The sequence below is a fragment of the Nocardia sp. NPDC004573 genome, from assembly GCF_053602135.1.
Genome location: NZ_JBSGDA010000010.1, coordinates 197,337 through 219,770 on the forward strand (window position 1 = coordinate 197,337; position 22,434 = coordinate 219,770).

Below are 22,434 nucleotides of genomic sequence, written 5' to 3' on the forward strand. Positions count from 1 at the left end.
ACGAGACTCCAGAGAAACGAACAATTCGACGAACGCGATCGCCCGGACGCGTGCGCGCCGCGACGGCGTAGGCCGACATGATGCGTGGGGATCGGTGACAGGCCGGCGCACACCCTCATCAGTTGTGTGTCGTCGACCTCTGAGTGGCAACCTCCTTCTGGATTCGGCATACGGCGATGTCGGTGCGAACGGAGCGCGGCTACGACGCGGGACTCGGCTCCGGATCGAGGACCGGCAAGGGGGGAGATTCCGGGAAGAGGACCGGCAGGGCGGTCAGCGATCGATGGAACGGCCCGGGCCGCCAGGTCAGCTCCTCGGCGGGGACGGCCAGCCGCAGCTCCGGCAGCGCGTCCAGCAGCTGGTCGATGGCATCCTGGGCGATCAGATAGGCCACCGACCGGGCCGGACAGGCGTGCGGACCGACACTCCACGCGAGATGCGAGCGGTTGTCGGTGTACTGCCCCGTGTTGATCGCCGGATCGTTGTTGCATCCGGCCATGCTGATCACCACCGGCTGGTGCGCTGGCAGCCAGACGCCGTCGATCAGCATCGGCTGGCGGGGGAAACTGACACAGTAATTCGACAGCGGCGGGTCGGTGAACAGCACCTCGTCCAGCGCGTCCCGGGTCGACAGGCTACCGCCGAGAATGCCACCGGCGAACCGCTGGTCGGTGAGCATCAGTCGCATGGTGTTGACGATCAGGTTCTGCTGCGGCTCGATGCCCGCGCCGTAGAGCATCAGCACCTGCTGGACCATCTCCTCGTCGTCGAAATCGACGGGGTGCTGCAAGATGCGCGAGACGATGTCGTCGCCGGGGTGAGATCGCTTGAGCGCCACCAGGTCGGCCATCGCTCCGGTGAACATCGCGTTGCCCTGCTCGGCGTCCGCGCCTTCGAACATCGCCGCGAGCCCCATCGCCGCCCGCTGCCCGATGTCCGGCGGGCACCCGAGCATGGCGTTGATCACCGCGAACGACAGCGGGAACGCGTATTGCGCGATCAGGTCCGCCGAGCCGTCTCCGCAGAAGCTGTTGATCAGGGGGACGGCGATCCGCTCCACCGTGTTGCGCAGTGCGAACTGGTCGATCTCCTCGATGCCCGCGACCGTCGCCTGCCGGTACCGGGTGTGCTCCAGACCGGAAGTGCGGATCGCGGCCGGACGCCACTCGAGCAAGGGCAGGACCGGACAGTCCCTGGGCACGGTCCGCTGCCAGGTCCGCGAATCGGCCGGGAAGTGGTCGGGATCGTTCAGGATGCGCACCGCGGTGTGATAGCCGATCACGAGCGTCGCCGGCACACCGGGGGACAGTTCCACCGGGACGAGCGAACCGTACCGTCCGCGCATCTCACGATAGGCACGATGGGGGTCCGCGGCGAAATCGTCCGAGTACAGCGCGACCCGAGGGCCGTCTGGACCGACCGGTGAGCCGTGCCGGACCGGGCAGCCGCTGGAGGTGGACGTGGACGTGGACTGTGCGTGGGTCAAAACGTGACTCCAAAATCGGAACGTTCGACGAGCAGGGTGGGTACACGACACGTTCCGGGTACCGCCGAATCGCCGTGCGTGCATAACGAATTCGACCTTACGCCGAATCTCGCTGGGGCAGAGCATAACTCGTGCGCCACATCGACGCGATCGGGTGGGCGCGGTGCGCCCGCCTGCGGTGGAAACACCTGTACCCGCGTATCGCGAGGGATACGCGGGGAGGCGAAGCCCGGCCCCGGGGCGCGCCGAGCTCCGAGACCGGACAAGTGTGCGCGAGGCTCGTGCGGACTGGACTATTCGGCGCCCGTCAGGAAGACCGGCAGCTCGGCGTGACCATTGGAGATGAAGCTGAGCACCGGACCCAGCCCGGACGGGTCGGCCGCGAGGCGCATATCCGGGAAGCGGCGGAAGATCGCCGGAAGGGCGATCTCGGCCTCCAGCCGGGCCAGTGGCGCGCCCAGGCAGTGATGCGCCCCGTAGCCAAAGGCCAGGTGATCTTTGACCGCCCGGCGCAGGTCGAACTCGTTCGCCGTCGCGCCGTGCACCTTCGGATCGCGGTTGGCCGCCACGTAGGAGGCGAGAATCGCCTCACCCTTGGGAATGCGGACGTCGGCGATGTCGATGTCCTCGACGGCGTAACGCAGCGGCAGGTGGGCGACCGGCGCCTCGAAGCGCAGCGACTCCTCCACCACGTCCGACCAGGGAATCCGGCCCGCCACCACGTCGGCACGCTGGTCCGCCCGGGTGAGCAGCGCGAAGATGGCCTGATCGAGCAGGTTCACCGTCGTCTCGTGTCCCGCGTTGATGACAAGCATCAGGGTGTCGACGAGTTCCTTCTCGGTCAGCTGCGAGCCGTCCTCCTCGTCCCGGCTGGCGATCAGCACACTGGTGATGTCGTCGCCCGGGGTCTCCCGCCGGTATGCGACGAGTTCGCTGATGAGCCGGTACATCTCCAGGTAGTTGGCCTGGGCTTCCTCCGGTCCGAAGGAGGTGTCGAAGAATCCGTCGACACATTTCCGCACGCCGGGGCCCAAGTGCTCGGGCACGCCCATCAGTTCGGTGATGACCTGGATCGGCACCGGGTAGGCGTAGCCCTCGCGCAGGTCGACGGCCGTGCCGGGCGGGGTGGCCGCCAGCCGGTCGAGCAGCTCGGCGGTGATCGCTTCGATGCGCGGTCGAAGCGCCACCGTCCGACGGTGCGTGAAGGCGGGAGCGACCAGTTTGCGCAGCCGCCGATGTTCGGCGCCGTAGGCGGTGAACATGTTGTCGACCGCCACCCACGGGTGCAGCGGCCACTCCTGGGTGATCTCGCCGTTCATGAACGCCGCCCAGTGCTGCCTGGGATCCTTCGACACGCGCGGGTCGGCCAGAAGGCTCTTGAGCACGACGGCATCGGTGATCGACCACGCCGGCACCCCGCCGGGCAGTTCCACCAGGGCCACCGGCCCACGCTCGCGCAGCCGCGCCGCTTCGCCTTGGATATCGGAACCGGTCAGATCCAAGACTATCGGCTCTTGCGACATCGGACGCTTCTCCTTACACCATGTTCAAGGGAGGGGACTTGGGGAAGACGACCGGCAAGGCCGCCAACGCCCGGTGGAATGGGCCGGGCCGCCAGACAACTTGGTCCACGGGCACGGCCAGCTGCATTTCGGGGAGAGCATCGAGAAGCTGATCGATGGCTTCCTGGACGACCACCGACGCCACCGACTTCGCGGGACAGGCGTGCGGCCCCACCGCCCACGCCAAGTGGGAACGGTTGCCGGTGCGGTCGCCACCGCGGATCGCCGGATCGTTGTTGCAGGCGGCGAGGCTGACCAGAACCGGCTGATGCGCGGGCAGCCAGGTGTTGTCGATCAGGATGGGCTGCCGGGGATAGGTGATGCAGAAGTTCGCCATCGGCGGGTCGTTGAACAACACCTCGTCCAGTGCGTCGCGCGTGGACATGCTCCCGCCGAGGACGTCGCCGCCGAAACGATCGTCGGTGAGCATCAGCAGCAGGGTGTTGGTGATCAGGTTCTGCTGCGGCTCGATTCCGGCGCCGTAGAGGCTGATCAGGTTCGACAACATCTCCTCGTCGTTCAGATGGGACGAGTGATGGGCCAACCGGGACGTCACGTCGTCGCCCGGCTCCGCGCGGCGCTGCTGGATCAGCTCCATCAACGCCTCGGACAACATCTGCATGCCCTTGGCCGCCTCGACGGTGTCGAACAGCATCGCCATGCCCGTGGCGACCCGCTGCCCCAGTTCCGTCGAACAGCCGACGATCCGATTGAGCACTTCGAAGACGAGCGGGAACGCGTACTGCGTCACCAGATCGGCGGATCCGACCGCACAGAAGTTGTTGATCAGCGGAATGGCGATGCGCTCGACCATCGAATGCACTTCGTGCAGGTCGATGGCGTCGATGCTCGTGGTATAGGCGCCGCGATAGCGGGCGTGCGCGGCGCCACTGTTGCGCAACGCGTTCGGATACCACTCCATCATCGGCCGGATGGGCGAGTCCTCGGGGATGTTCTTCTGCCAGATGCGGGGATCGGCGGGGAAGTGCTCGGGATCGTTGAGGATCCGGACGGCTTCCTGATAGCCGATCACCAGCGTGGCGGGCACCCCGGGCGACAGTTCGATCGGGACCAGCGAACCATGGCGCCTGCGCATCTCCCGGTAGACCCCGTGCGGGTCGGCCGCGAAACCCTCCGCGTAGAGCGGAATCCGGGGACCGTCGGTATCGATCGGCGATCCGTGTGCGACCGGGCAGGCGCCGCCGGCTAGGTGCGTGGGGAAGGTCGAGGACTGAGACATGGTCAAACGCGAGACTCCAAACGGTGGAACAAGAATTCGACGAGCGTGATCAGCGAACGCAGGCACGTGCCCCGATCACGCGCGTCCAGTGACGTCAGCGGCGTGCCGGGTTCCAGGTCGAGGGCATCGCGCACCTCTTCCAGCGGGTAGGGCCGCGCGCCTTCGAACTGATTGACCGCCACCGAATACGGGACGCCGCGTTCCTCGAGCACCGAGAGGACCTCGTCCGACTTCTCGATGCGGCGGGTGTCGACCAGCACGAGTGCGCCGAGCGCACCGCGGGCCAACTCCTCCCACAAGGGGACGAAACGCTGCTGGCCCGGAGTACCGAACAGGTAGAGCGCGAGTTTCGGACTGAGCGTGATGCGGCCGAAGTCCATCGCGACCGTGGTCTGCGACTTGCCGGGCAACCCGGCCATGTCGTCCACACCGACGCTGGCCTCGGTGATGGTCTCCTCGGTGCGCAGCGGCTTGATCTCCGAGACGCTGCTCACGAACGTGGTCTTGCCGACACCGAAGTTGCCGGCCACCAGCAGTTTCACCGAGCGGGTCACGGTCTCCGGCACGTAGTCGACGGCGCGATCAGACGGCGAGAGCACGGAGCCCATTGAGTACCTCCTCCAGCAGAGCGATCTCCGGCAGGGACTCGGCCGGGGTGGGAGTGACCAGGTGCCCGCCGTCCATGAGATCGGACGCGACGATCTTCACGACGGACGGCGGGAGGTCGAGGTACGCCGCGATCTCGGCGATCGACAGCGCACCTCGACGGCTGCACAGGGCCATGACCCGGCGCGCGTCGGGCGACGCGCCGGGGAGTGGATCTTTGGCGGTCAGGACCAAAGTGACCAGGTCCAGCTCGCGAGTGGGACGCGTACGCCCTCCGGTGCGCACATAGGCCCGGACCAGGTCCGGGTCGCGCCGCGGCTTGCTCATGACGGCACCTCGCTCGTGCTCGGCTCCGTGATGCCCAGCGGCGCAGTACCTTTGACTCGCTCGCTGCGCTCGATCATGGCATTTCGCTGCCGTCTACGCGCCTGCGCGGCTGACTGCCGAGCTCGCGCCCGACCCGGCCGGCCAGCTCGTTCATCCGGTGGGCGACCAGGCCCACGTCGATGTCGTTGGTGGTCGCGACACCGAGCAGCGCGCCCTCGCCCGCCGCGGTGATGAGGATCATCCCCTGGTCGTACTCGGTCATGTTCTGCCGCACGCCGTTCGCGGAGTCGCCGCAGAACTCGCCGAGCGCCTTGCCCAGCGAGCGCAGGCCCGAAGCCGCGGCGGCGAAGCGCTCCGCCTCGTCGCGGGCGATTCCCGCGGAGTGCGCGATCCGCAGGCCGTCGTCGGACAGCAACACCGCGAACCGCACACCCGTGATGTTGAGATCTTCGAGTAGCCAGCCCAGTTTGTTGCTGCTGTCGGTCACGGGTGTGGCCATCAGGATGTCATCCCTTCCGTGTCATCGGATGCGGCGGCGCGGCCGCTCTTGGAGCCGGTATGCCAAGCTGCGGCGATCTCGGGGCGAGCGAGGCCGGGTTCGGTGCGCGGCCCCACCGGGGCGAGCGCGACCGTTCGGCGTCGTCGCTTGGGTAGTCCGCCGCTGGTGATCTCGCTGACCGTCAGCGAGTGCTCGTCCTCGACGGACTGCTCGCTCGGCGCGTCCTTCGCGGGAACCGTGGCCGGTTCCGGTTTTGCCTCGGTCACGGGCGCGACCTCCTGGACGTTCTGCGGGGTGACCAGCAGCGACTCCGGGATGTAGACCATCGCGCGCATGCCGCCGTAGACGTTCGGGCCGTCGATGTAGACGGTGAAACCGTAACGGCGGGCCAGCGCGGCGATACCCGGGAAGCCGACCTTCGGCGACGGGCCGAGCTGGTGGATGTCGACGGGCCGCTCGTGCGCGAGCACCTGGCGGGCTTCCTCCATCTGCTCGGCGTTCATCCGCACGCCCGCGTCATCGATGATGACGGTGACGCCGTGATGACCCTCCTGGAAGTTGACGTCCACGTAGGAGGTCGGCGGAGAGTACCGCAACGCGTTGTCCAGCAGGGTCGCCAGCGTGTGCACGAGGGGTTCCACCGCGCGGCTGATCACGACGCGGTCGAGCTGGTTGGGCCGCACCCGCAGGTATTCCCGGACACGGCCGATGGCGCCGCCGACCACGTCGGTCAACGTCTGCGCGGGCCAGCGGCGTCCGGGCAGACCACCGCAGACGATCACGTAGGACTGCGCCTGACGGATCATCTGCTGCACCGTGTGGTCGATCCGGGTGAGGGTCTCGTACACCGCGTCGTCGCGATGCTCACGCAGCGCGGCGCTCACCACCTGGCTGACGTCCGCGCCGAGGCTGACCACCGAGGTGCCGAACGAGCGGACCGCGGCACTGGTCGCCTGCCGCGACGCGGCGGCGACCTCGGTGCGCGCGGTCTCCTCGGCGGCCTTGATCGCCTGCTGCGCTTCGTTGTTGGTCAGGTCCCTGGTCTCCGAGCGCATCAGGCTCAGATCGTCGGCGTACCGCTCGGAGATCCACCGCAGGATCTGCGCGAGTCGCGAATTCTCCATGCCGGCCTGGACTTCGACCGGGGGCACCTGCGACTCGAACCGCCGGATCGACTCGGCCACCGCGGGTAGCGTGGTGGCGGCGAACCGCTCGAGCGTGTCTTCTGTCGCACGCTGTTCCCTGATCAGCGTCTCGACCTTGGCCCGCTGAGCCCTGGCATACTGCACTGCATACAACGCCCCCGCTACGGCGATCACCACAGCGGCGGCGAGGATCCATGAAAGCACCACGGCGATATCTTGATTCATCAGTTCTTTCGTCGTTGACTGGTCTCGAGGAATCGGCCCACTGCCATCCTGCTTCGCTCGCCTTCCCTCGCCTGCCGACCATGAACGGACCGGTCGGTGGGGTCCGCGTCGGAGAACCGGAAACCCCGCGACGGCACCGGCACTCACGAGAGCGCCTACCGCATAGTGCCCGCAGGACAGGCGATTACACGTCAATCGCCGACCGCCCGGATCGTGTCCGAACGGTAACCAGAACCCGACCATTCGCACATTAGCAGCATTCCAACGAAGTCTCTGCCGATCCCATCGACACTTTTCGGATTCCCGGAGCTGGGACGATACGTGCCGCAGATCGCGACATAGTTGGGCAATAATGTTGGGCTCCCATGCAACCCGTAGGCCATTTGCCCTGCGTACGGGACCGCGCGCCGGACGAGCAGCGGAGACGGCCGTGTCGGCGCTGCGGTCGGTGCGCCCGCGGCGATGGGGGCCGAACAGGCAGAACAGACATTCACTGACGCGTCAACAAATGTATTGGCGGGTGTCTCGATTCGTTTTCGCGAAGACGAGTTCGCCTGGAACCGGAAGTCCACCCGACCGGCGGCCCTCCCGGCTGGGCGGGCTACCGGCGCCGGATACCATGCGCCCATGGCAAAGCTGAAGGTCTCGGTCGACGTTCCGATCTCGCCTGAGGAGGCCTGGACGCACACCTCCGACCTCGCCGAACTCGACAAATGGCTGACCATGCACGAAGCGTGGCGCGGTGCGGTTCCGGCCGAACTGACCGTCGGCACTCAGCTGGTCGGCATCGCCTCGGTGAAGGGCCTGCGCAACCGGGTCACCTGGACGGTGCGGGCCGCCGAGCCGCCGCGTCGCCTGCAACTGACCGGCGCGGGCAAAGGCGGCACGAAACTGGGACTGCAATTGCTCGTCGCGCCGAAGGGCTCCGGGTCGGAGGTCACCGTCGACATCGAACTCGGCGGCGCGCCGCTGTTCGGACCGATCGGCTCCGGAGTCGCCCGCGCGGTCAAGGGCGATATCGAGCGTTCGCTGGACCGCTTCATCGCCCTCTACGGCTGAACTCGACCGTCACCCGCCGAGGGCGTCGAAGATCTCTTCGGCGCGGTCGCGGGTGCGGTACATATTCCACGCGGTGTCGGCCAGGTCGTCCGGATCGAGAGTGTGGCCTTCGGGGCTGCCGAAGCGCGCCGGATCAGCGGTGACCATGGCATGGATGTCGCCGCGTTCGACGAGGCCGCCGATGGTGAGCGTGCCCGCGTAGAGGTTGCGCCCGGCCAGCGCGGCATTGAGGGTGAGCGCGTAGTTGCGCAGCGCGGCGGCCGCGAGAGCGAGGTGGCCGAGCATGGGCATGGGTCGGACACTGGAGAGGCCCCCGGCGAAAAATAGTGCGCCGTCGCCGTGTTCGAGCATGCCGGGCAGCACATCGCTCACCACGTCGATCGCGGGCCACACCCACTCGAACGCCGATCGGGCCGTGGCCGCGTCTACGTCGGTGATCGGCACCGGATGTTGCGTCGGCCCCGGCCCGTAGTAGACCATGCCGATCGGGCCTTCCCCGCGGATGTCACCGAGTACCGCGCCGAGCCGCGAGCGATCGGTGACGTCCGCGACGTGGGCGGTGGCGTCGATGCCGCGACGTTCCAGGTCCGCCAGATACGCGGCATGCCGCGCGTCGCTTCGGGAGACCAGCGCGACCCGGAATCCTTCCCGGCCGAAGCGCCGCGCCATCGACATGCCGAGACCGGGGCCGACGCCGACGATCACCGCTGTTCCCTGCTGTGCCATGCCTTCTCCTAAAATATGAGGCCCCCCTCGAATTCGTACGGTAGCACGAAATCGAGGGCTGCCTCAGATTTTGTAGAATGGCCGGGTGACCAAACCGCTGCGCCGCGACGCCGCCCGCAATCGCGAGAAGTTGCTCGCAGCAGCGGCCGATGTATTCACCGAGCAGGGCCTGGAAGGCTCCCTGGAGGAAATCGCGCGGCGCGCGGGCGTCAGCATCGGGACGCTCTACAACCATTTCCCGACCCGGGACGCGCTCATCGACGCACTCCTACCGCCCCGACTGGCGGCGGTGGACGAGATCGCGGCCCGGGCGGCGGCCGAGCCGGACGCGTGGACGGCGTTCACCGGGTTCGTAGCCGACCTGCTCGGGAGATTCACCGCCGATCGCGGACTGCTCGAGGCGTTCACCGGCGATCATCCGGCGGCGGCGCAGCTGGCGCAGGCCTGCCGACGCGGGATGTCGCACCTGTCCGAGGTTCTGGCGCGCGTTCGCGACGCCGGTGCGCTGCGCGCCGACGCGACCGACGAGGACGTCGTCAACTTGGTATGGGCGCTGTCGCTGCTCGGGGAAACCACCGGCTCGCCGTCGTGGCGGCGCGGACTGGAGATCGTCTTCGACGGCCTTCGAAGCCGTCCGTGACGAATGTCCCGGGAGCGCTTGAGCGCCAGGCGATCCCGGGACAGGTACCGCTATGCGTGGATCACGGTCGCCGCGTCGGCTGCCTGCGGGTCCTTCGGCTTCGTGCGCGGCAGGAAGGACGCCGGGATCAAGGTGAGCACGATCAGCACCAGCGCCACCACGTAGGTGTGGCTGAACGCTTCGGCGGCCTGCTGCAGACCGGTCTCCACCGCCCCGGGCGGAAGCTGCTCCGCGAGGCGGGGATCGAAGTTCGCCGCGATCGCCGGACGTGCGAGCGGCTGGTTGTTCAGCAGGTTGGTCAGCACTACCGACATCGTCGCCGTGCCGATGGAGCCCGCGGTCTGGTTGACGATGTTCATCAGCGTCGATCCGCGCGCCACCTGCTGGTGGGTCAGGGTCTGGATCGCCGCGGTCATGATCGGCATCATGGTGCAGCCCATGCCGAGGCCCATCACGACCAGTGCGCCGATCATCGGCAGATACGAGCTGTCCGCGTCGAGCTGGACGAAGTAGGCGGTGCCGATCGAGATCAGCGTGATGCCGATGAGCACGATCTTGCCGGGGCCGATCTTGTCCACGAAACGGCCCGCGATCGGCATGCTGAGCATCGCGCCGATGCCCTGCGGCGCGATCAGCAGACCGGCTTGCAGCGCCGACTCACCGCGCACCTGCTGCAGATACGTCGGCAGGAGCAGACCCGCCCCGAAGAACGCGACGGCGAACAACACCATCGTGAGCACCGCGAACGTCAGCGCGCGATTGCGGAACAGGTGCAGATCGATCAGCGGATGTTCGGTGCGCAGCGCGTGGAACACGAACGCGACCATCAGCAGCGCGCCGATGGCGGCCGGAATGAGCACCCGCGCCGCGAGCACCGTCCCCTGCTCCGGGATGGAGGAGACGCCGAACAGGAACAGGGCGAGGCCGGGCGAGGCCAGCAGCATGCCGACGAAGTCGAACGACTCCGACGGCTCCGGCTTGTCGCTGGGCAGCACGATGAACGCGAACGCGAGAGCGACCACGCCGATCGGCAGGTTGATCAGGAAGATCCAGTGCCAGCTGAAGTTCTCGATCAGCCAGCCGCCCAGAATGGGGCCGCCGATCGGGCCGAGCAGCATCGGCACGCCCAGCACCGCCATCACCCGGCCGACCCGCTGCGGGCCGGCGGCATGGGTCATGATCGTCATGCCCAGCGGCATCAGCATGCCGCCGCCGAGCCCCTGGATCACACGGAAGGCGATCAGCGATTCGATGTTCCATGCCGTGCTGCACAACAGGGAGCCGAGCACGAAGAAGGTGAGCGCCATGATGTACAGCCGCTTGGTGCCGAAGCGGTCGGCCGCCCAGCCGGTCAGCGGGATGACGGTGGCCAGCGCGAGCGTGTAGCCGGTCATCGTCCATGCCGCGATGGCGTAGCTCGTGTCGAATTCGCGCTGGAAGGTCGGGATGGCGACGCTGACGACGGTGATGTCGAGAATCGACATGATCGCGCCAAGCACGACCACGCCGGCGACCTTGAAGACGGCCGCGTCCAGTTTGTCGGTCGTCGGGTCGGGCCCAGCCGCCTGGGTATCCGGAGGTTGTGTCACCGCTTAAGCGTGGCAGCTTCGGGGCCGCAATACCAGTCATCAGCGGTTCCTGTCGGCGGGAATTCCGCGAGCACCGACAACGCCGCCCGGGTCGCGGCCTCGCTCGCCGGGAGCAGCGGCAACCGGACCATCGGACTCGGGATGCGACCCTGCGCCGCGAGCACCGCTTTGATCACCGTGGGATTGGGTTCGGCGAACAGCGCGGCCGACAATACCGCCAGCCGGTGACCGAGCGACCGCGCCGCGCCGACCGGACCGGTGCGCCACGCGGCCACCAGGGCCGCGAAAGCCGCGGTGTGCACGGCGGCGGAGGCCGTGATCGCGCCGGATGCGCCGAGGGCCAGCAGCGCCGGAGCGAACACGTCGTCGCCGGCCAGCACGGCGAAATCCGCGGGCAGCGCGCTCATCAGCGCGACGGTCGCTTCGTCGACGGCGCCGACGGCGTGCTTGAGACCGATGACGTTGGGCAGGTCGGCGAGAGTGAGCAAGGTGCCGGTGCGCAGGGAGAGCCCCGTCCGGTAGGGGATGTGGTAGACGACCAGCGGCACCGGCGCCGCCGCGGCGAGCTCACGGAAGTGCGCGAGCACGCCCGCTTCGGAGGGCCGTGTGTAGTACGGGACCACGGTGAGGGCCGCGGTGCTCCGCGCGTCCAGGCCTTCGAGGGCTTCGACGGAAGCGGCCGTCGAGTTCGACCCCACGCCGACGATCAACGGCGCGTCGCGTGCCCGGCAGACGCGCGCGCAGACGGCGACCACCTCCGCCCGCTCCGCGGCCGTCAAGGTCGCGGGTTCCCCGGTGGTGCCGAGTGCGACGAGGCCGGTGGCGCCGTCGTCCAGTACCTCGTGGGCGAGCCGCTCCAGCGCGTCTGCGGCGAGTGCGCCGTCGGCGGTGAACGGCGTGATCAGGGGGACGAAAAGACCTGCGAGCGTCATGACAGTCAGCCTGATCGGTCGAAACCATCAGATCCAGTTCACATTTCTGTCGCAGATCATAAGCTGAACTGATGCTCGATGTCCGTAAACTGCGCCTGCTGCGGGAACTGTCGCATCGCGAAACCATCGCCGCGGTCGCGGAGGCCCTCGCCTACACTCCCTCGGCGGTCTCCCAGCAGCTCGCCGCCCTGGAACGCGAGGCGGGTGTGCCGCTGCTGGCGCGAACCGGCCGGCGGGTGGCGCTGACCCCGGCGGCGGTGACCCTCGTCCAGCACACCGAACGCATTCTCGCGGTGCTCGAACAGGCCACCGCCGAACTGGCCACGACCCGCGCCCAACTGACCGGAATCCTGCGCATCGGAGCATTCCCCACCGCCGTGCGGACCATCCTCTCCCCCGCACTCGTCGCGCTGAGCAGTGCGCATCCGCGGCTGGAACTACGCGTGACCGAACTCGATCCGGCGCTGGCTCCCGACGCGCTCCGCGCCGAGACACTGGATGTCGCGCTGATCCAGGAGTACGACTACGTGCCGGTCGCGGCCGATCCCGCGCTGCACAGCGAACCGCTGTTCGAGGAGATCGTCTATCTCGCCGCGCGCTGCGCAGGCCCACTCTCCGCGCACCGCGAAAGTCCCTGGATCGCGAGCACGCCCGGCACGCTGTGCCACACGATGACGGTGCGTGCTTGCGAGGCAGCGGGTTTCACGCCCCGGATCCGGCATCACGCCGACGACTTCGGCACGGTCCTCGCGCTCGTGGCGGCCGGGCAGGGCGTCGCGCTGGTCCCGGAATTCGGGACGCGGGATCGCCCAGGAGGCGTCACGCTCGTCGCACTGCCGACGCGGCGGCGGACCCACCTCGCCTATCGGCGCGGCGCGGCCGACCATCCCGTGGTGCGCGCCGCTCGCGTGGCGCTACGCGAATCGGCCGAACGCTCGCCCGGCCGCTGACCCGCTCAGCGCAGCCGATACCGGCTGGTGGGCACGACATCCAGATTCCGGTCGCCGCCGAAGGTGGCGACGCTGGCCATCAGCCGGTCGATCCGGCGGGCCAGCTCCGCCGCGTCACCGCCACTGCCGTAGAACGCGTGCGGATCCCCGAGCGCCTCGATCGGGAACAATTCCTCCACGATTCCCGCGATGCCGGGCGCATCGGCCGTCGCGGGCCCGGTCACGACGTTCTGCACGTAGCCGAACGTCGCCTGCGTCTCGATGGCGATCGCGGTGTGACGGTTGCGCCACCGGTCCAGCCAGTCGGCCTGCGGCAGGTCGTCCGGCTTGCGCAGGAAGGCGATGTTCGACAGGCCCGGCGCACGCTCGAGCACGGCGGTGACCGGTGGCCGGATGGGCGTCGCCTCCTCGACGTGCCAACCGGCCACGCGCTCGGCGACGGCGCCCAACGCTCGCTCGGCCGCCTCCGCCTGCGGGCGGTCCGCCCACCAGACGCTGACGACGGCTTGCACCGGCGCGTCGAACGTCGTGATGCGCAGCATCGCCGTCTCGACCGCCGCGTCCGCGATGTTCGCCTGCGCGGCGGCCGCTTCCGGCAGGCGCGCCGCCAGATCCGCCGGGCGCAGGTCTCCGACGCCCCACAGCGCAAAGATGGTCTTCATCCGCAGGCCACTTTCTAGAACACGTTTCACTCTCGGTGCGAGCCTAGCTCACCGGCGGGATTGGCCGACGCGGCTCGGGGTATCCGACCCCCGAGCTTGGCGAAGGTGGTGATCCGTGCGGACCATATCGACCGACATCCCGGCCAGACTGGATCGTCTGCCCTGGTCGCGGTGGCATTGGATGATCGTGATCGGGCTCGGATCCGTGTGGATCCTCGACGGGCTCGAAGTGACCGTCGTCGGCAGCGTGGCCGCCCGGCTGTCCCAACCGGGCAGTGGCCTGACCATCACAGCCGCACAGGTTTCCGGCATCGCGGCCGCCATGTACGTCGCCGGCGCAGGCTCGGGCGCGCTGTTCTTCGGGTGGCTGACCGACAGATTCGGCCGGAAGAAGCTGTTCCTGATCACCCTCGCGGTGTACCTCTTCGCGACCGCGATGACAGCGCTCTCGTTCTCGATGTGGTGGTTCGTCTTCTTCCGGTTCCTCACCGGGTTCGGTATCGGCGGCGAGTACGCGGCCATCAATTCCGCCATCGACGAACTGATTCCGAAGCAGTACCGCGGCCGCATCGACATCGTCATCAACGGCACCTACTGGCTCGGGGCCGTCGGCGGTGCGCTGCTGTCGATCGTCGCGCTGAACACGGACCTGTTCCCCCCGAATGTGGGCTGGCGGTTGACCTTCGCGCTCGGCGCGGTCTTCGGTCTGGTCATCCTGCTGGTGCGCAGGCACGTCCCGGAGAGTCCGCGCTGGCAGTTCATCCACGGTCACGAGGACGACGCGGAACGCACCGTGACCGCGATCGAACAGCGCGTCCGCGCGGACACGGGCACGCAGTTGGCAGACGTGTCCGATCAGCGGATCCGCATCCGGCAGCGCCGGACGATTTCCTTCCGGGAGATCGCCGAGGTGATGGTGCGGCACTATCCGCGCCGCGGTGTGCTCGGACTGTCGTTGTTCATCGGGCAGGCGTTCCTCTACAACGCCATCACGTTCAACTACGCGCTCATCCTGTCCAGGTCGTTCGGCATCCCGGACGACCGGGTCGGCTACTACTTCGCGGTGCTGTGCTTCGGCAACTTCCTGGGCCCGCTGTTGCTGGGCAAGCTGTTCGACACGGTCGGGCGCAAGCCGATGATCGCGGGCAGCTATCTCGGTTCGGCGGTGCTCCTGCTGGGCACCGCATGGCTTTTCGCGGGCGGTCACCTGACCGCCACGACACTCACGGCATGCTGGACCGCGGTGCTGTTCGTCGCGTCGTGCGGCGCCAGCGCGGCCTATCTGACCGTCAGCGAGATCTTCCCGATGGAGACCCGCGCCATGGCCATCGCCTTCTTCTACGCCATCGGGACGGTCGCGGGTGGCGTCGCGGGACCGTTGGTGTTCGCCGAGCTCACCGCGGACGGTGAGCCGGGGAAGACCGCCCTGGCGTTCGTCATCGGCGCGCTGGCCATGTTCGCGGCCGGGTTGGTCGAACTGGCTTATGGGGTGCGGGCCGAAGGCCGGTCGCTGGAGGAGCTGGCCGAGCCGCTCAGCGCGACGCCGGAGCCCAGCCGGGTGGAGGCCGGTCAGCCGCCGCCGAGCGGGTAGGGGCGGCACTGCGCGGTGTCCTCGGCGGAAGCCCGGCCACAGCCGTAGATCATCACGGGTTCGGCGGTGGTCGAGGGATCCCAGATCTGCTCCACGCTGAGCATGCCCACCCACTTGTCGTGCGCCACCCGTCCCGCGTGCGCGCCCTGACTGACCGAGAAGTCCAGCACACCGCTGCTGGATTCGATCACCGGATGCCGAGGGAGATCACGCAGCGCGGCCCACACCGCGGCCGCGCTGATCGGGATCGGCTCGGTCCACACGCCGGAGACGGCCGGAGCCAGCGCTTGCACGGCGCGCACGAACAAGCCCACCGCGTCGTAGGTCAGCGCGACCCGCTCGCCCAGCGGATGCAACTGCACGCGCTCGCCCAGCGGTTTGTCCGCCTCGGCGCAGGCGTTCCAGCTCGGGATCTCCGGATCCACGGTGGTGGCGAGGTTGTAGAACTCGACCCGGCTGCGTCTGCCCTGCCCCTTGTTCCGGCAGGTCACCAGGCTCGCCTTCGCCACGTAGACGAGCGGGCGCGCGCTGTTGGCGGCCCTGCGCCGGTCCGCGCTGGCCATGAACCGGTTGACCGAATCATCCGCGATCAACAGCACCCGCCGGTCGCCGCACGCCTTGTTGAGGCTTTGCAGGAAGTCGGGGAACTCCGAATCCCGGCCGGCGAAGAACAGCACCTCGTCGCACGCGTCGGTGTTGTCCGGCCCGGTGAAGGCCTCGCGCCGGTCCCAGGATCCGTCCCAGATCCGGCGCCCGCCCCGGGCGAGGATATGCAGGTCGGCGGCCATGTTCTCGGTGTAGAGATCGGTCGGGTCGGGCCGGTGGTAGATCCGCACGCCGCGTCCGGCCGAGCCGGGCAGCGAGTTCAGATACTGCTCGATCATGTCGGCAATCGCGGAATTCGGCGGCGCGATCTGGAAATACAGCGGCGACGATGTCACCATCTCGTCGGCCGACAGGCTCGGCGCGACGATCGGAAGGCCGAGGCCGGTCAGCGCGTTGATCATGCCCAGTGTCGCGGTGCGGCTCTGGTCGAGCCCGATCGCCCCGACGATGCTCGGCTCGGCCCCGACGAGCGGCGCCAGCAGATCGACGACCTGCGGCCCCTGCAGATTGGCCGGCCCCGTGTTCGCGAGCAGCAACCGGATCAACGGGATCGTGTCGGGCGTGCGGGCGTCGGACAACGCGACCGCTTCGAGCCCGCTGTACTGCGCCAGGGCCAAGCCCTCGATGTCCTCGCTCTGCGCCGGATAGTCGCCCGGGACGCCGGTGAGCTGACCGAAATAGACCAGCGTGAACAGCGGCCGCGCCGGCTGCTCCCGGGCCAGCTGTTCGGCCAGCAGATTCTGCTTGTACACCCGCCGCTGCACGTCCACCAGGCGGCGGCTGCCGGGCTCGTCGCTCGCGAACAGGAAGCCCCGCCCGCCTGCCGCGGGATCGTCCGGATCGTAGGCGCTGAATCCGACGCAATTGCCGTCCGCGCCGGGAACGACGCGCACCCACTGGTCGGCCGTACCGGTCGCGCACGCGGGTGCGCCCGCACGCCACGGTCGCCAGGTCGCGAAGCCGGCCGCGGCCAGTGCCAGCACGACGACCAGGGCCATCGCGGTCACCGTCACCGCCCGCCGCGCCCACCACGGCGGCGCGGGCGGATCGATGCGACGGAACGGGTCCGGTTCGTCGTCGTTCGGGCCGGTCGCGGGCACCCCGAACCACAGCTGCCAAGCGCGCTGCCGCTGCCGCTGCCGCGCGACGGGCAGTTCGTCCAGCCAGATCTCGTACAACCGCCGCACCCGGTACGCCGGTCGCGCGGTGACGCCCAGCGGCGGCGTCCGCGTGCCCGCCACCACCAGCAGCGGATCGTCTTTGCCGGTCTCGTTGCGAACGTCGTTGATCAGATCCAGCAGCCGTTGACCGGCTTCACCGTCGAGTGCGCGCAGGATCGCGACCGGATAGGTGGTGCGCCGCGCCGCGCCGATGCCCAACCCGCGCCGTTGGTAGGCGACCCGCAGGTCTTCGACGAACGCGTGCACCAGCAGCTTGGCCAGCTGTTCGCCGTTCTCGCGGCGGCGGGCGCCCTCGGTGAGCCGGTGGGCGAAGCCGAGGAACTGACTGGACTGTTCCGGCGCCAGATACTGCTGGCGCATGAACCAGCGGAACTCGCGCCCCACCCCGGGTATCCGACCGCCGGTCCGCGCCCGGAACACCGCCGCCGGGAGCACGATGCGCAGCAATCCCAGCACGAGCCGCTGCACCACGCCCACCGTGGCCTCGGCTTCGCCGAGCAACTCCTCACCCCATCGGCCGAAGTCTCTGCGCAGCAGCGACGCCAGTTCGTCGAGCTCGTTGTCGGAACTCAGCTTGCGCGCCATCAACCACTCGGCGAGCCGGTAGCGCCGGAACGGCAACGGGCTCGATCGCCCGAAGCGGTCGGCGGACAATCCTTTGCACAGGTTGTAGAGCAGTCGGCGCAAATCGGTGAGCCCCGGCGTGGTGTCGTCGACCACGGAACTGCCCTCGGGCAAAGGGTCGAGAGCGTCGACGTCCACGGCCGCGTGCAAGGCGCCGCCCAGTGCCGTACCGAACATGTCCAGACAGGCATCGACGTTGGTGAGATCGCCACACAAAACCACCATCGGCAGCGTCGACTCGCCCCGCGGCGGCCGTCGTACCAACCAGCGCAGCAGATCCTCGAGCACATCGACTCCCCGAAAGGAGACAGCTCTGGTGCCGGACATGACGCCCCCGTGTCCTCCGCCGAATGTGACCACCCATTGAAGCAGAAGCCAAACCCTTTGACAGGCACAGAGCTTCGCTGGAGACGGCGGTGGCGGAGCGCGGCGGCCGGGCAGCCGGCACGGCGCACAAGCACGCGAGACGCGGCAGAGCACGGTCGGGATGGGGCGTCTTCACACGACAGTTCAGGGGAACTCGAAACGAGTCTTCGATTTCGCACGTCTCGGAGTGTGTTTCGCGCGACCGGCCGGCGAATTCGCGACACGTCCGGCTCGGTGTTCGAGCCCTGAGCGGCTATTCACACGCCGCCGTCGCGTTTACCGATGTCATCGGCTCCACATGAAAGTACTTTTGCACGTGCATTCGGAGTGGGACGCCAAAAGGCGCACGTCCACAATTTCGGCGCCACCGCCGCGCCCCTGTGGCAGGGCCGCGCACGGCATCGGAATCCGTCCGTCCGCACGTCGCACGGGACGGGAGGACGCCGTCGGTTCGCTCAGTTGTGCCGCGGGTCGGCGGCGGAGGAAGAGTGGGGCCGGGTGATCCGGCGATGAGCCATGACCTCGGCCCACCAGCCGCTGAGCGGGCTGGGGTCGGGCCATACGATCCGATCTCGTTCGTCGTCGTCCGCGACGGGCGCTTCGGGCTTCTCGATCACGATGACATTCCTCTGCGCTGGTGCACGTGGCCGTACACATCCTTGCGGAGAGCCCTCGTGTTCGTGCGCGCCGGTAGTTCCGCGACAGAGCGCTTCGAAACGGCTGAACATCGAGCAGCGCGGGTTCCTCGCCCCTTTATCGGCCGACCGCGCTGTCGATCCGATACCTCCCACATTTACCACAGCCGCGAGGAAACAAACCGATCTTTTCGGTTTACGATCCGGACACCAACTGGTCACTTGGTCACATTTCTGCCCGCTGAACAGTGGAAATAGCCGCTCGACCGGCTTTCTTACACGAAACCGAAAAAGGCGCCCCGGTGGCGAAACGCACCCGATGCTCGCGCCCTGCCGGCGGAGCACGCGGACCGGCGGAATCCGCTCCCCGGCGCTCGATGCCCGGCTCGCAGCCACGCTGCTCATCGGTTGCCGAACCCGGCCGAGGCCGCCCGGTGACCCACATACCCCGCGGTGACACAGGAACGGCCACGATGCCACCCGGGTGCGGGCGGAGCGGAGGGGGCGGCGGGCCGGATCCGTCCATCCAAAACCTCTCGGCCACAAACCTTTCGACTATCGCGCGCGACAGCGGCAGGCGCCCCGTGAAGTTTCGCGTCGACTGATTCGGCTCGAGACACCCGGGTACCCGCCGACTATGGTTCGCCGAACCGAAGCCGTTGGCACTCACGACGGAGTCACCCGGGCGCCGAGGCCCACGGACCGGGTGGCGTCAGATGGTTGCCGAAGACCGTCGGCGCGGACGTCCATGGCCGACGAAACCAGGTGATACCGATGGCCGACCTCCGCCGGATAATTCGAAAGCACGGCCCCTTCGCCTCGGTCTGCTTCGACAGTTCGCAGAACACCGAGGACGCGACGCGGGAGAGCGAGCTGCGGTGGCGCTCGATCGACACCGAACTGGAACGCAGCGGAGCCCGGCCCCGCATGCGACGGCTGCTGGCCCAGGCGATCGCGCTGCACCCGCCGCCGCGGGGACGCTGCGGCCGACTGCTCATCGCCGACGAGACCGAGGTGCTCGCCGACGAACGCCTGCCGAGCCCGCCTGCCACCCGGATCGTCCGGGTGTCCCCGCTGCCCTATCTGCTGCCGCTCCTGGAAGCGCAGGCGGAGAAGGTTCCGCACGTCGTCGCCCTCGTGGACCGGGTGGGCTCGGAACTCTACTCGCTCGACGGCCACGGCAGCGAAGCGCGGGAAGCCCTGCGCAGTCCCGCCCACCCGGGGCAGCCGATCCGGCGCGACGACTGGTCGCATCGCACGCTCCGGCAGCAGGTCGAGGACACCACGCGGCGCAACATCCGCGAGTTCGCCGACGAGCTGGACCGGCTGGCCGAGACCGTGGGCGCGGAGGTCGTCGTGCTCGCCGGCGAAGCGCGCGCCCGTTCGGAGTTGCGCGCGGCGTTCGACGCGAAGGGCCGCGACGTCGTCGAGGCCGAAGCCGGTCCGCCTGCGCCGGGTTCGGACCCGAAGGCGCTCGACGCGGAGATCCGCGAGATCTTGCATCAGGTGGTGGCGCAGCGCCGCCGCCGGGTGCTCGAGAACTTCGCCACCGAGATCCGGCTTGCGGACGGCCTGGCGGTGGCCGGGCTGGCCGCGACCACGACCGCGTTGCGCTCCGCCGCCGTGGAGCGACTGCTGCTCGACCCGGGGGCGCTGGGCGACCGCTTGGTGCTGGCCGGGACCGCGCCGAACCCGCTGCTCGGCCCGGCCGCGCACAGCTCGGCCGGCGAGATGCGCCGCGCCGACGAAGCCCTCCCGGTGGCCGCCCTGGCGATCGGGGCCGAGGTCATGCTGGTCGAGGCCGTCGCCGACCTGCGCGACGGGGTCGGCGCCGTGCTGCGCGGCCGATAGGCCCGCGGCGCGGCGACCTCACGACTTCGGCATGCGCTCGTGCAGCGTGAGCAGCATGTGGTCGAAGGCCGTCTGCACCGCGGGCGGAGGCTGCGGCAGGCAATCGAGTTCGGCGATGAGCTGGGCGGCGAGGTCGCGCAATTTGACGTTGGTCTCCTGGGATCGCCACTGCAGGACGTGGAATGCCTGGTCGGCATTGATCCGGTAGACCCGCATCAGCACGCCTTTGGCCTGCTCGATCAGCGCGCGCGCCTCGAACAGTCTCGGCAGCGTGCCGTCGAGCAGATCCTGCCGTTCCTCGGCGATGGTGGCCGTCAGATCGACGTAGTAGCCCGCGGTGCCGACCACGGTGCCGTCCTTGTCGGTCATGGTGTCGCCCAGCACGAGGACATGGTGCGGTTCACCGGCGGTGTCGATGATGCGGTGGCGGCTGCAGAACGGTTCGGCGTTGCGGACCGACTTCTCGATCGCCTCGGCGACGTGATCCCGGTCCTCCGGGTGCTTGTGCGCGAGGAGCAACTCGGTTGTCGGCGTCACCGTGTCGGGCGCGTAACCGTGCATCGCGGCGACCTCGTTCGACCACTCCCACCGCTGATCGGCGAACCAGAACCGGAAGCTTCCCGTGGTCTGCGGCGTCCCGGCGCCGACCACCCTGGCTACCGTCCCCTCGGCCGTGTCCACGATTCGGTCGCCCGATTCGTTCATCGCGTCCGTATGCTCCTGCCTGCAGCGTCGTAACGTACATCTCGTCGGTCGAGGCAGCCGTCCCGACCGCGCTCACCTGCGGTGACGACCTCATCTTAGGCCGATCGAAGCGACTTTCCCGCACGGCCGGGGATGCTCGGCGACACCTCCCTTCCCACCGTCGCCATAACGAACCTCCGGTTTGCTGACGACCTACGACCCAGGGAGCGCACCTTCTCTACATGGGGTGCAATGGAGTCGCGCCCGGATTGGCGAGACGGTTCGCGCGGCAACACGCGCGGGCCTGAGGGGCTCCGGACGGGCGGTCCCGGCACGCTGAACCGACAGGATGGTCCGCCGCGCCCGCGGGGATGCGGATAGTCTTGGGGGTGTGCCGGGGCAGGTGGAGTCTGCCCCGGCACACCCGTGCCGAGTGTCAGTCAGCGTGCGCCAGAGCGACCCGCTGCCTCTCGGTATCGATATCGAGAATGCGCACCGTCAGCGTGGCGCCGATCTGCGGCTCGGTAGACCACTCGGTTCGGTGCAGCAACCCGTGAATGCCCGGAGCGACCTCCAAGAAGGCGCCGAACGGCGCGATCTGAACGACGGCAGCCTCGAGCACGGAGCCCCGCGCGTGCGCGGCGACGAACTCCGGCCAGCCGCGCTGCGGCGATGATTCCGAAGGGGACATGTATTCACCTCCTTCCGATGTCCCGATAATTCCTGGGATTTCGTGAAGAAGGCGGGCGGGCCCCTGGCCCGCCGGAAGATCACAGCGCGGCCGGGTAACCGTTCTGTGTGCGGCGTGTCGCCGACCCGGCAGTCATGGCGACGACCATAACCCAGCGCGTCGCCATGGAGCAAGACCCGCGTCCGGAAAGTAGCGAAAAGCTCAGTCCGAAGCGCCTTTTCGCACTCGAGAAACGTCGCCCGGCGCGTCGCCGGGACAGGGGGCGGGTGATGTGGACGCAACCCGGCCGAGCGTCGGCAGCGACTCCACGCCGAGAGATCCGAGGGTCCATGCGGCCCGGAGCAGAACCGCCGCCGGGCGGTCCAGCAGCCCGGCGATCCGTGCGATCTTCCCCGCTACCGCCGCATCCTGCGCGCCGACCGCCATCACCAGTCACGCCAGTGCGCCGAGGACCGCTGTGCGCCGCCGTTTTCGGCATCCACGTGCGGCATCGCCGGGTCGAACAGCTTCGTGATCGTCCCCGGGTCATCGATCACCGCGGCGGCGGCACGGAAGAA

Annotated in this window: 20 protein-coding genes; 5 read left to right on the top strand and 15 right to left on the bottom strand. The window is 68.6% G+C overall.

The features are described 5' to 3' along the window. Positions 1-199 precede the first annotated feature (199 nt). From ACWEKR_RS18585 to ACWEKR_RS18615, 7 genes are all read right to left on the bottom strand, one after another. On the bottom strand, positions 200-1,486 hold the full coding sequence (locus ACWEKR_RS18585; protein ID WP_452355498.1) for a cytochrome P450: 1,287 nt from the start codon (positions 1,484-1,486) through the stop codon (positions 200-202). Positions 1,487-1,779: 293 nt separating this feature from the next. Next, positions 1,780-3,009 carry a cytochrome P450 family protein gene (locus tag ACWEKR_RS18590; RefSeq protein WP_452355499.1) on the bottom strand — a complete coding sequence of 410 codons (1,230 nt, stop codon included), beginning with the start codon at positions 3,007-3,009 and terminating at the stop codon, positions 1,780-1,782. 13 nt (positions 3,010-3,022) lie between these two features. Further along, positions 3,023-4,288, bottom strand: a complete 1,266-nt coding sequence (locus ACWEKR_RS18595) for a cytochrome P450 (protein WP_452355500.1) — start codon at positions 4,286-4,288, stop codon at positions 3,023-3,025. 2 nt (positions 4,289-4,290) lie between these two features. Further along, on the bottom strand, positions 4,291-4,896 hold the full coding sequence (locus ACWEKR_RS18600) for a GTP-binding protein (RefSeq protein ID WP_063020778.1): 606 nt from the start codon (positions 4,894-4,896) through the stop codon (positions 4,291-4,293). Beyond that, on the bottom strand, positions 4,871-5,221 hold the full coding sequence (locus ACWEKR_RS18605) for a DUF742 domain-containing protein (RefSeq protein WP_039805398.1): 351 nt from the start codon (positions 5,219-5,221) through the stop codon (positions 4,871-4,873). Before ACWEKR_RS18605 ends, ACWEKR_RS18600 begins: the two co-directional genes overlap by 26 nt. 73 nt (positions 5,222-5,294) lie before the next feature. After that, positions 5,295-5,720 carry a roadblock/LC7 domain-containing protein gene (locus tag ACWEKR_RS18610; protein ID WP_159839877.1) on the bottom strand — a complete coding sequence of 142 codons (426 nt, stop codon included), beginning with the start codon at positions 5,718-5,720 and terminating at the stop codon, positions 5,295-5,297. Next, positions 5,720-7,090, bottom strand: a complete 1,371-nt coding sequence (locus ACWEKR_RS18615) for a sensor histidine kinase (protein ID WP_452355501.1) — start codon at positions 7,088-7,090, stop codon at positions 5,720-5,722. The genes ACWEKR_RS18610 and ACWEKR_RS18615 overlap by 1 nt, the downstream gene beginning before the upstream one ends. Before the next feature lie 627 nt (positions 7,091-7,717). Here ACWEKR_RS18615 and ACWEKR_RS18620 point away from each other — a divergent pair. Further along, entirely contained in the window at positions 7,718-8,149 is a 432-nt protein-coding gene (locus ACWEKR_RS18620) for a type II toxin-antitoxin system Rv0910 family toxin (RefSeq protein WP_195089721.1), read from the top strand. Positions 8,150-8,158: 9 nt separating this feature from the next. Here the strand turns inward: ACWEKR_RS18620 and ACWEKR_RS18625 are convergent, their stop codons facing one another. After that, positions 8,159-8,875, bottom strand: a complete 717-nt coding sequence (locus ACWEKR_RS18625; protein WP_452355502.1) for an SDR family NAD(P)-dependent oxidoreductase — start codon at positions 8,873-8,875, stop codon at positions 8,159-8,161. A gap of 85 nt (positions 8,876-8,960) precedes the next feature. On the opposite strand from ACWEKR_RS18625, the gene ACWEKR_RS18630 reads away from it, so the two are divergent. After that, positions 8,961-9,515 carry a TetR/AcrR family transcriptional regulator gene (locus ACWEKR_RS18630; protein ID WP_452355503.1) on the top strand — a complete coding sequence of 185 codons (555 nt, stop codon included), beginning with the start codon at positions 8,961-8,963 and terminating at the stop codon, positions 9,513-9,515. A gap of 50 nt (positions 9,516-9,565) precedes the next feature. On the opposite strand, the gene ACWEKR_RS18635 is transcribed toward ACWEKR_RS18630, so the two are convergent. Both ACWEKR_RS18635 and dapA read right to left on the bottom strand, forming a co-directional pair. Continuing rightward, entirely contained in the window at positions 9,566-11,104 is a 1,539-nt protein-coding gene (locus ACWEKR_RS18635; protein ID WP_452355504.1) for a DHA2 family efflux MFS transporter permease subunit, read from the bottom strand. Continuing rightward, on the bottom strand, positions 11,101-12,036 hold the full coding sequence (gene dapA, locus ACWEKR_RS18640; RefSeq protein ID WP_452355505.1) for a 4-hydroxy-tetrahydrodipicolinate synthase: 936 nt from the start codon (positions 12,034-12,036) through the stop codon (positions 11,101-11,103). The genes ACWEKR_RS18635 and dapA overlap by 4 nt, the downstream gene beginning before the upstream one ends. A 71-nt stretch (positions 12,037-12,107) precedes the next feature. Here dapA and ACWEKR_RS18645 point away from each other — a divergent pair, with 71 nt between their 5' ends. Beyond that, a complete protein-coding gene (locus ACWEKR_RS18645) occupies positions 12,108-12,986 on the top strand; it encodes a LysR substrate-binding domain-containing protein (protein ID WP_452355506.1) in 879 nt (292 codons plus the stop codon). Positions 12,987-12,991: 5 nt separating this feature from the next. Here ACWEKR_RS18645 and ACWEKR_RS18650 read toward each other — a convergent pair whose 3' ends face one another. After that, complete coding sequence (locus ACWEKR_RS18650; protein WP_452355507.1) at positions 12,992-13,648, bottom strand: hypothetical protein; 657 nt, start codon at positions 13,646-13,648, stop codon at positions 12,992-12,994. Between the two features lie 115 nt (positions 13,649-13,763). Here ACWEKR_RS18650 and ACWEKR_RS18655 point away from each other — a divergent pair, with 115 nt between their 5' ends. After that, complete coding sequence (locus ACWEKR_RS18655) at positions 13,764-15,239, top strand: MFS transporter (RefSeq protein ID WP_452355508.1); 1,476 nt, start codon at positions 13,764-13,766, stop codon at positions 15,237-15,239. Here the strand turns inward: ACWEKR_RS18655 and ACWEKR_RS18660 are convergent. Further along, positions 15,218-17,977 carry a hypothetical protein gene (locus ACWEKR_RS18660; protein WP_452355509.1) on the bottom strand — a complete coding sequence of 920 codons (2,760 nt, stop codon included), beginning with the start codon at positions 17,975-17,977 and terminating at the stop codon, positions 15,218-15,220. The genes ACWEKR_RS18655 and ACWEKR_RS18660 overlap by 22 nt on opposite strands. Positions 17,978-18,471: 494 nt before the next feature. Continuing rightward, a complete protein-coding gene (locus ACWEKR_RS18665; protein ID WP_159839866.1) occupies positions 18,472-18,633 on the bottom strand; it encodes a hypothetical protein in 162 nt (53 codons plus the stop codon). A 792-nt stretch (positions 18,634-19,425) separates the two neighbouring features. Here ACWEKR_RS18665 and ACWEKR_RS18670 point away from each other — a divergent pair. Further along, a complete protein-coding gene (locus ACWEKR_RS18670) occupies positions 19,426-20,502 on the top strand; it encodes a baeRF2 domain-containing protein (protein ID WP_452355510.1) in 1,077 nt (358 codons plus the stop codon). An 18-nt stretch (positions 20,503-20,520) separates the two neighbouring features. Here the strand turns inward: ACWEKR_RS18670 and ACWEKR_RS18675 are convergent, their stop codons facing one another. Together ACWEKR_RS18675 and ACWEKR_RS18680 are read right to left on the bottom strand one after the other, a co-directional pair. Then, the gene (locus ACWEKR_RS18675) at positions 20,521-21,207 is read right to left on the bottom strand and encodes a PAS and ANTAR domain-containing protein (protein ID WP_452355511.1); all 687 of its coding nucleotides are present in this window, start codon (positions 21,205-21,207) and stop codon (positions 20,521-20,523) included. 415 nt (positions 21,208-21,622) lie between these two features. Continuing rightward, entirely contained in the window at positions 21,623-21,877 is a 255-nt protein-coding gene (locus ACWEKR_RS18680) for a S1 RNA-binding domain-containing protein (RefSeq protein ID WP_452355512.1), read from the bottom strand. Positions 21,878-22,434: the final 557 nt, after the last annotated feature.

Bases quoted from the DNA above. Each gene is read 5' to 3' on its own strand.
- ACWEKR_RS18680 (WP_452355512.1), bottom strand. From the start codon at position 21,877: ATGTCCCCTTCGGAATCATCGCCGCAGCGCGGCTGGCCGGAGTTCGTC.
- ACWEKR_RS18670 (WP_452355510.1), top strand. From the start codon at position 19,426: ATGGCCGACCTCCGCCGGATAATTCGAAAGCACGGCCCCTTCGCCTCG.
- ACWEKR_RS18605 (WP_039805398.1), bottom strand. From the start codon at position 5,221: ATGAGCAAGCCGCGGCGCGACCCGGACCTGGTCCGGGCCTATGTGCGC.
- ACWEKR_RS18615 (WP_452355501.1), bottom strand. From the start codon at position 7,090: ATGAATCAAGATATCGCCGTGGTGCTTTCATGGATCCTCGCCGCCGCT.
- ACWEKR_RS18650 (WP_452355507.1), bottom strand. From the start codon at position 13,648: ATGAAGACCATCTTTGCGCTGTGGGGCGTCGGAGACCTGCGCCCGGCG.
- ACWEKR_RS18625 (WP_452355502.1), bottom strand. From the start codon at position 8,875: ATGGCACAGCAGGGAACAGCGGTGATCGTCGGCGTCGGCCCCGGTCTC.
- ACWEKR_RS18595 (WP_452355500.1), bottom strand. From the start codon at position 4,288: ATGTCTCAGTCCTCGACCTTCCCCACGCACCTAGCCGGCGGCGCCTGC.
- ACWEKR_RS18590 (WP_452355499.1), bottom strand. From the start codon at position 3,009: ATGTCGCAAGAGCCGATAGTCTTGGATCTGACCGGTTCCGATATCCAA.
- ACWEKR_RS18645 (WP_452355506.1), top strand. From the start codon at position 12,108: ATGCTCGATGTCCGTAAACTGCGCCTGCTGCGGGAACTGTCGCATCGC.
- ACWEKR_RS18675 (WP_452355511.1), bottom strand. From the start codon at position 21,207: ATGAACGAATCGGGCGACCGAATCGTGGACACGGCCGAGGGGACGGTA.
- ACWEKR_RS18660 (WP_452355509.1), bottom strand. From the start codon at position 17,977: ATGTCCGGCACCAGAGCTGTCTCCTTTCGGGGAGTCGATGTGCTCGAG.
- ACWEKR_RS18610 (WP_159839877.1), bottom strand. From the start codon at position 5,720: ATGGCCACACCCGTGACCGACAGCAGCAACAAACTGGGCTGGCTACTC.
- dapA (WP_452355505.1), bottom strand. From the start codon at position 12,036: ATGACGCTCGCAGGTCTTTTCGTCCCCCTGATCACGCCGTTCACCGCC.
- ACWEKR_RS18620 (WP_195089721.1), top strand. From the start codon at position 7,718: ATGGCAAAGCTGAAGGTCTCGGTCGACGTTCCGATCTCGCCTGAGGAG.
- ACWEKR_RS18600 (WP_063020778.1), bottom strand. From the start codon at position 4,896: ATGGGCTCCGTGCTCTCGCCGTCTGATCGCGCCGTCGACTACGTGCCG.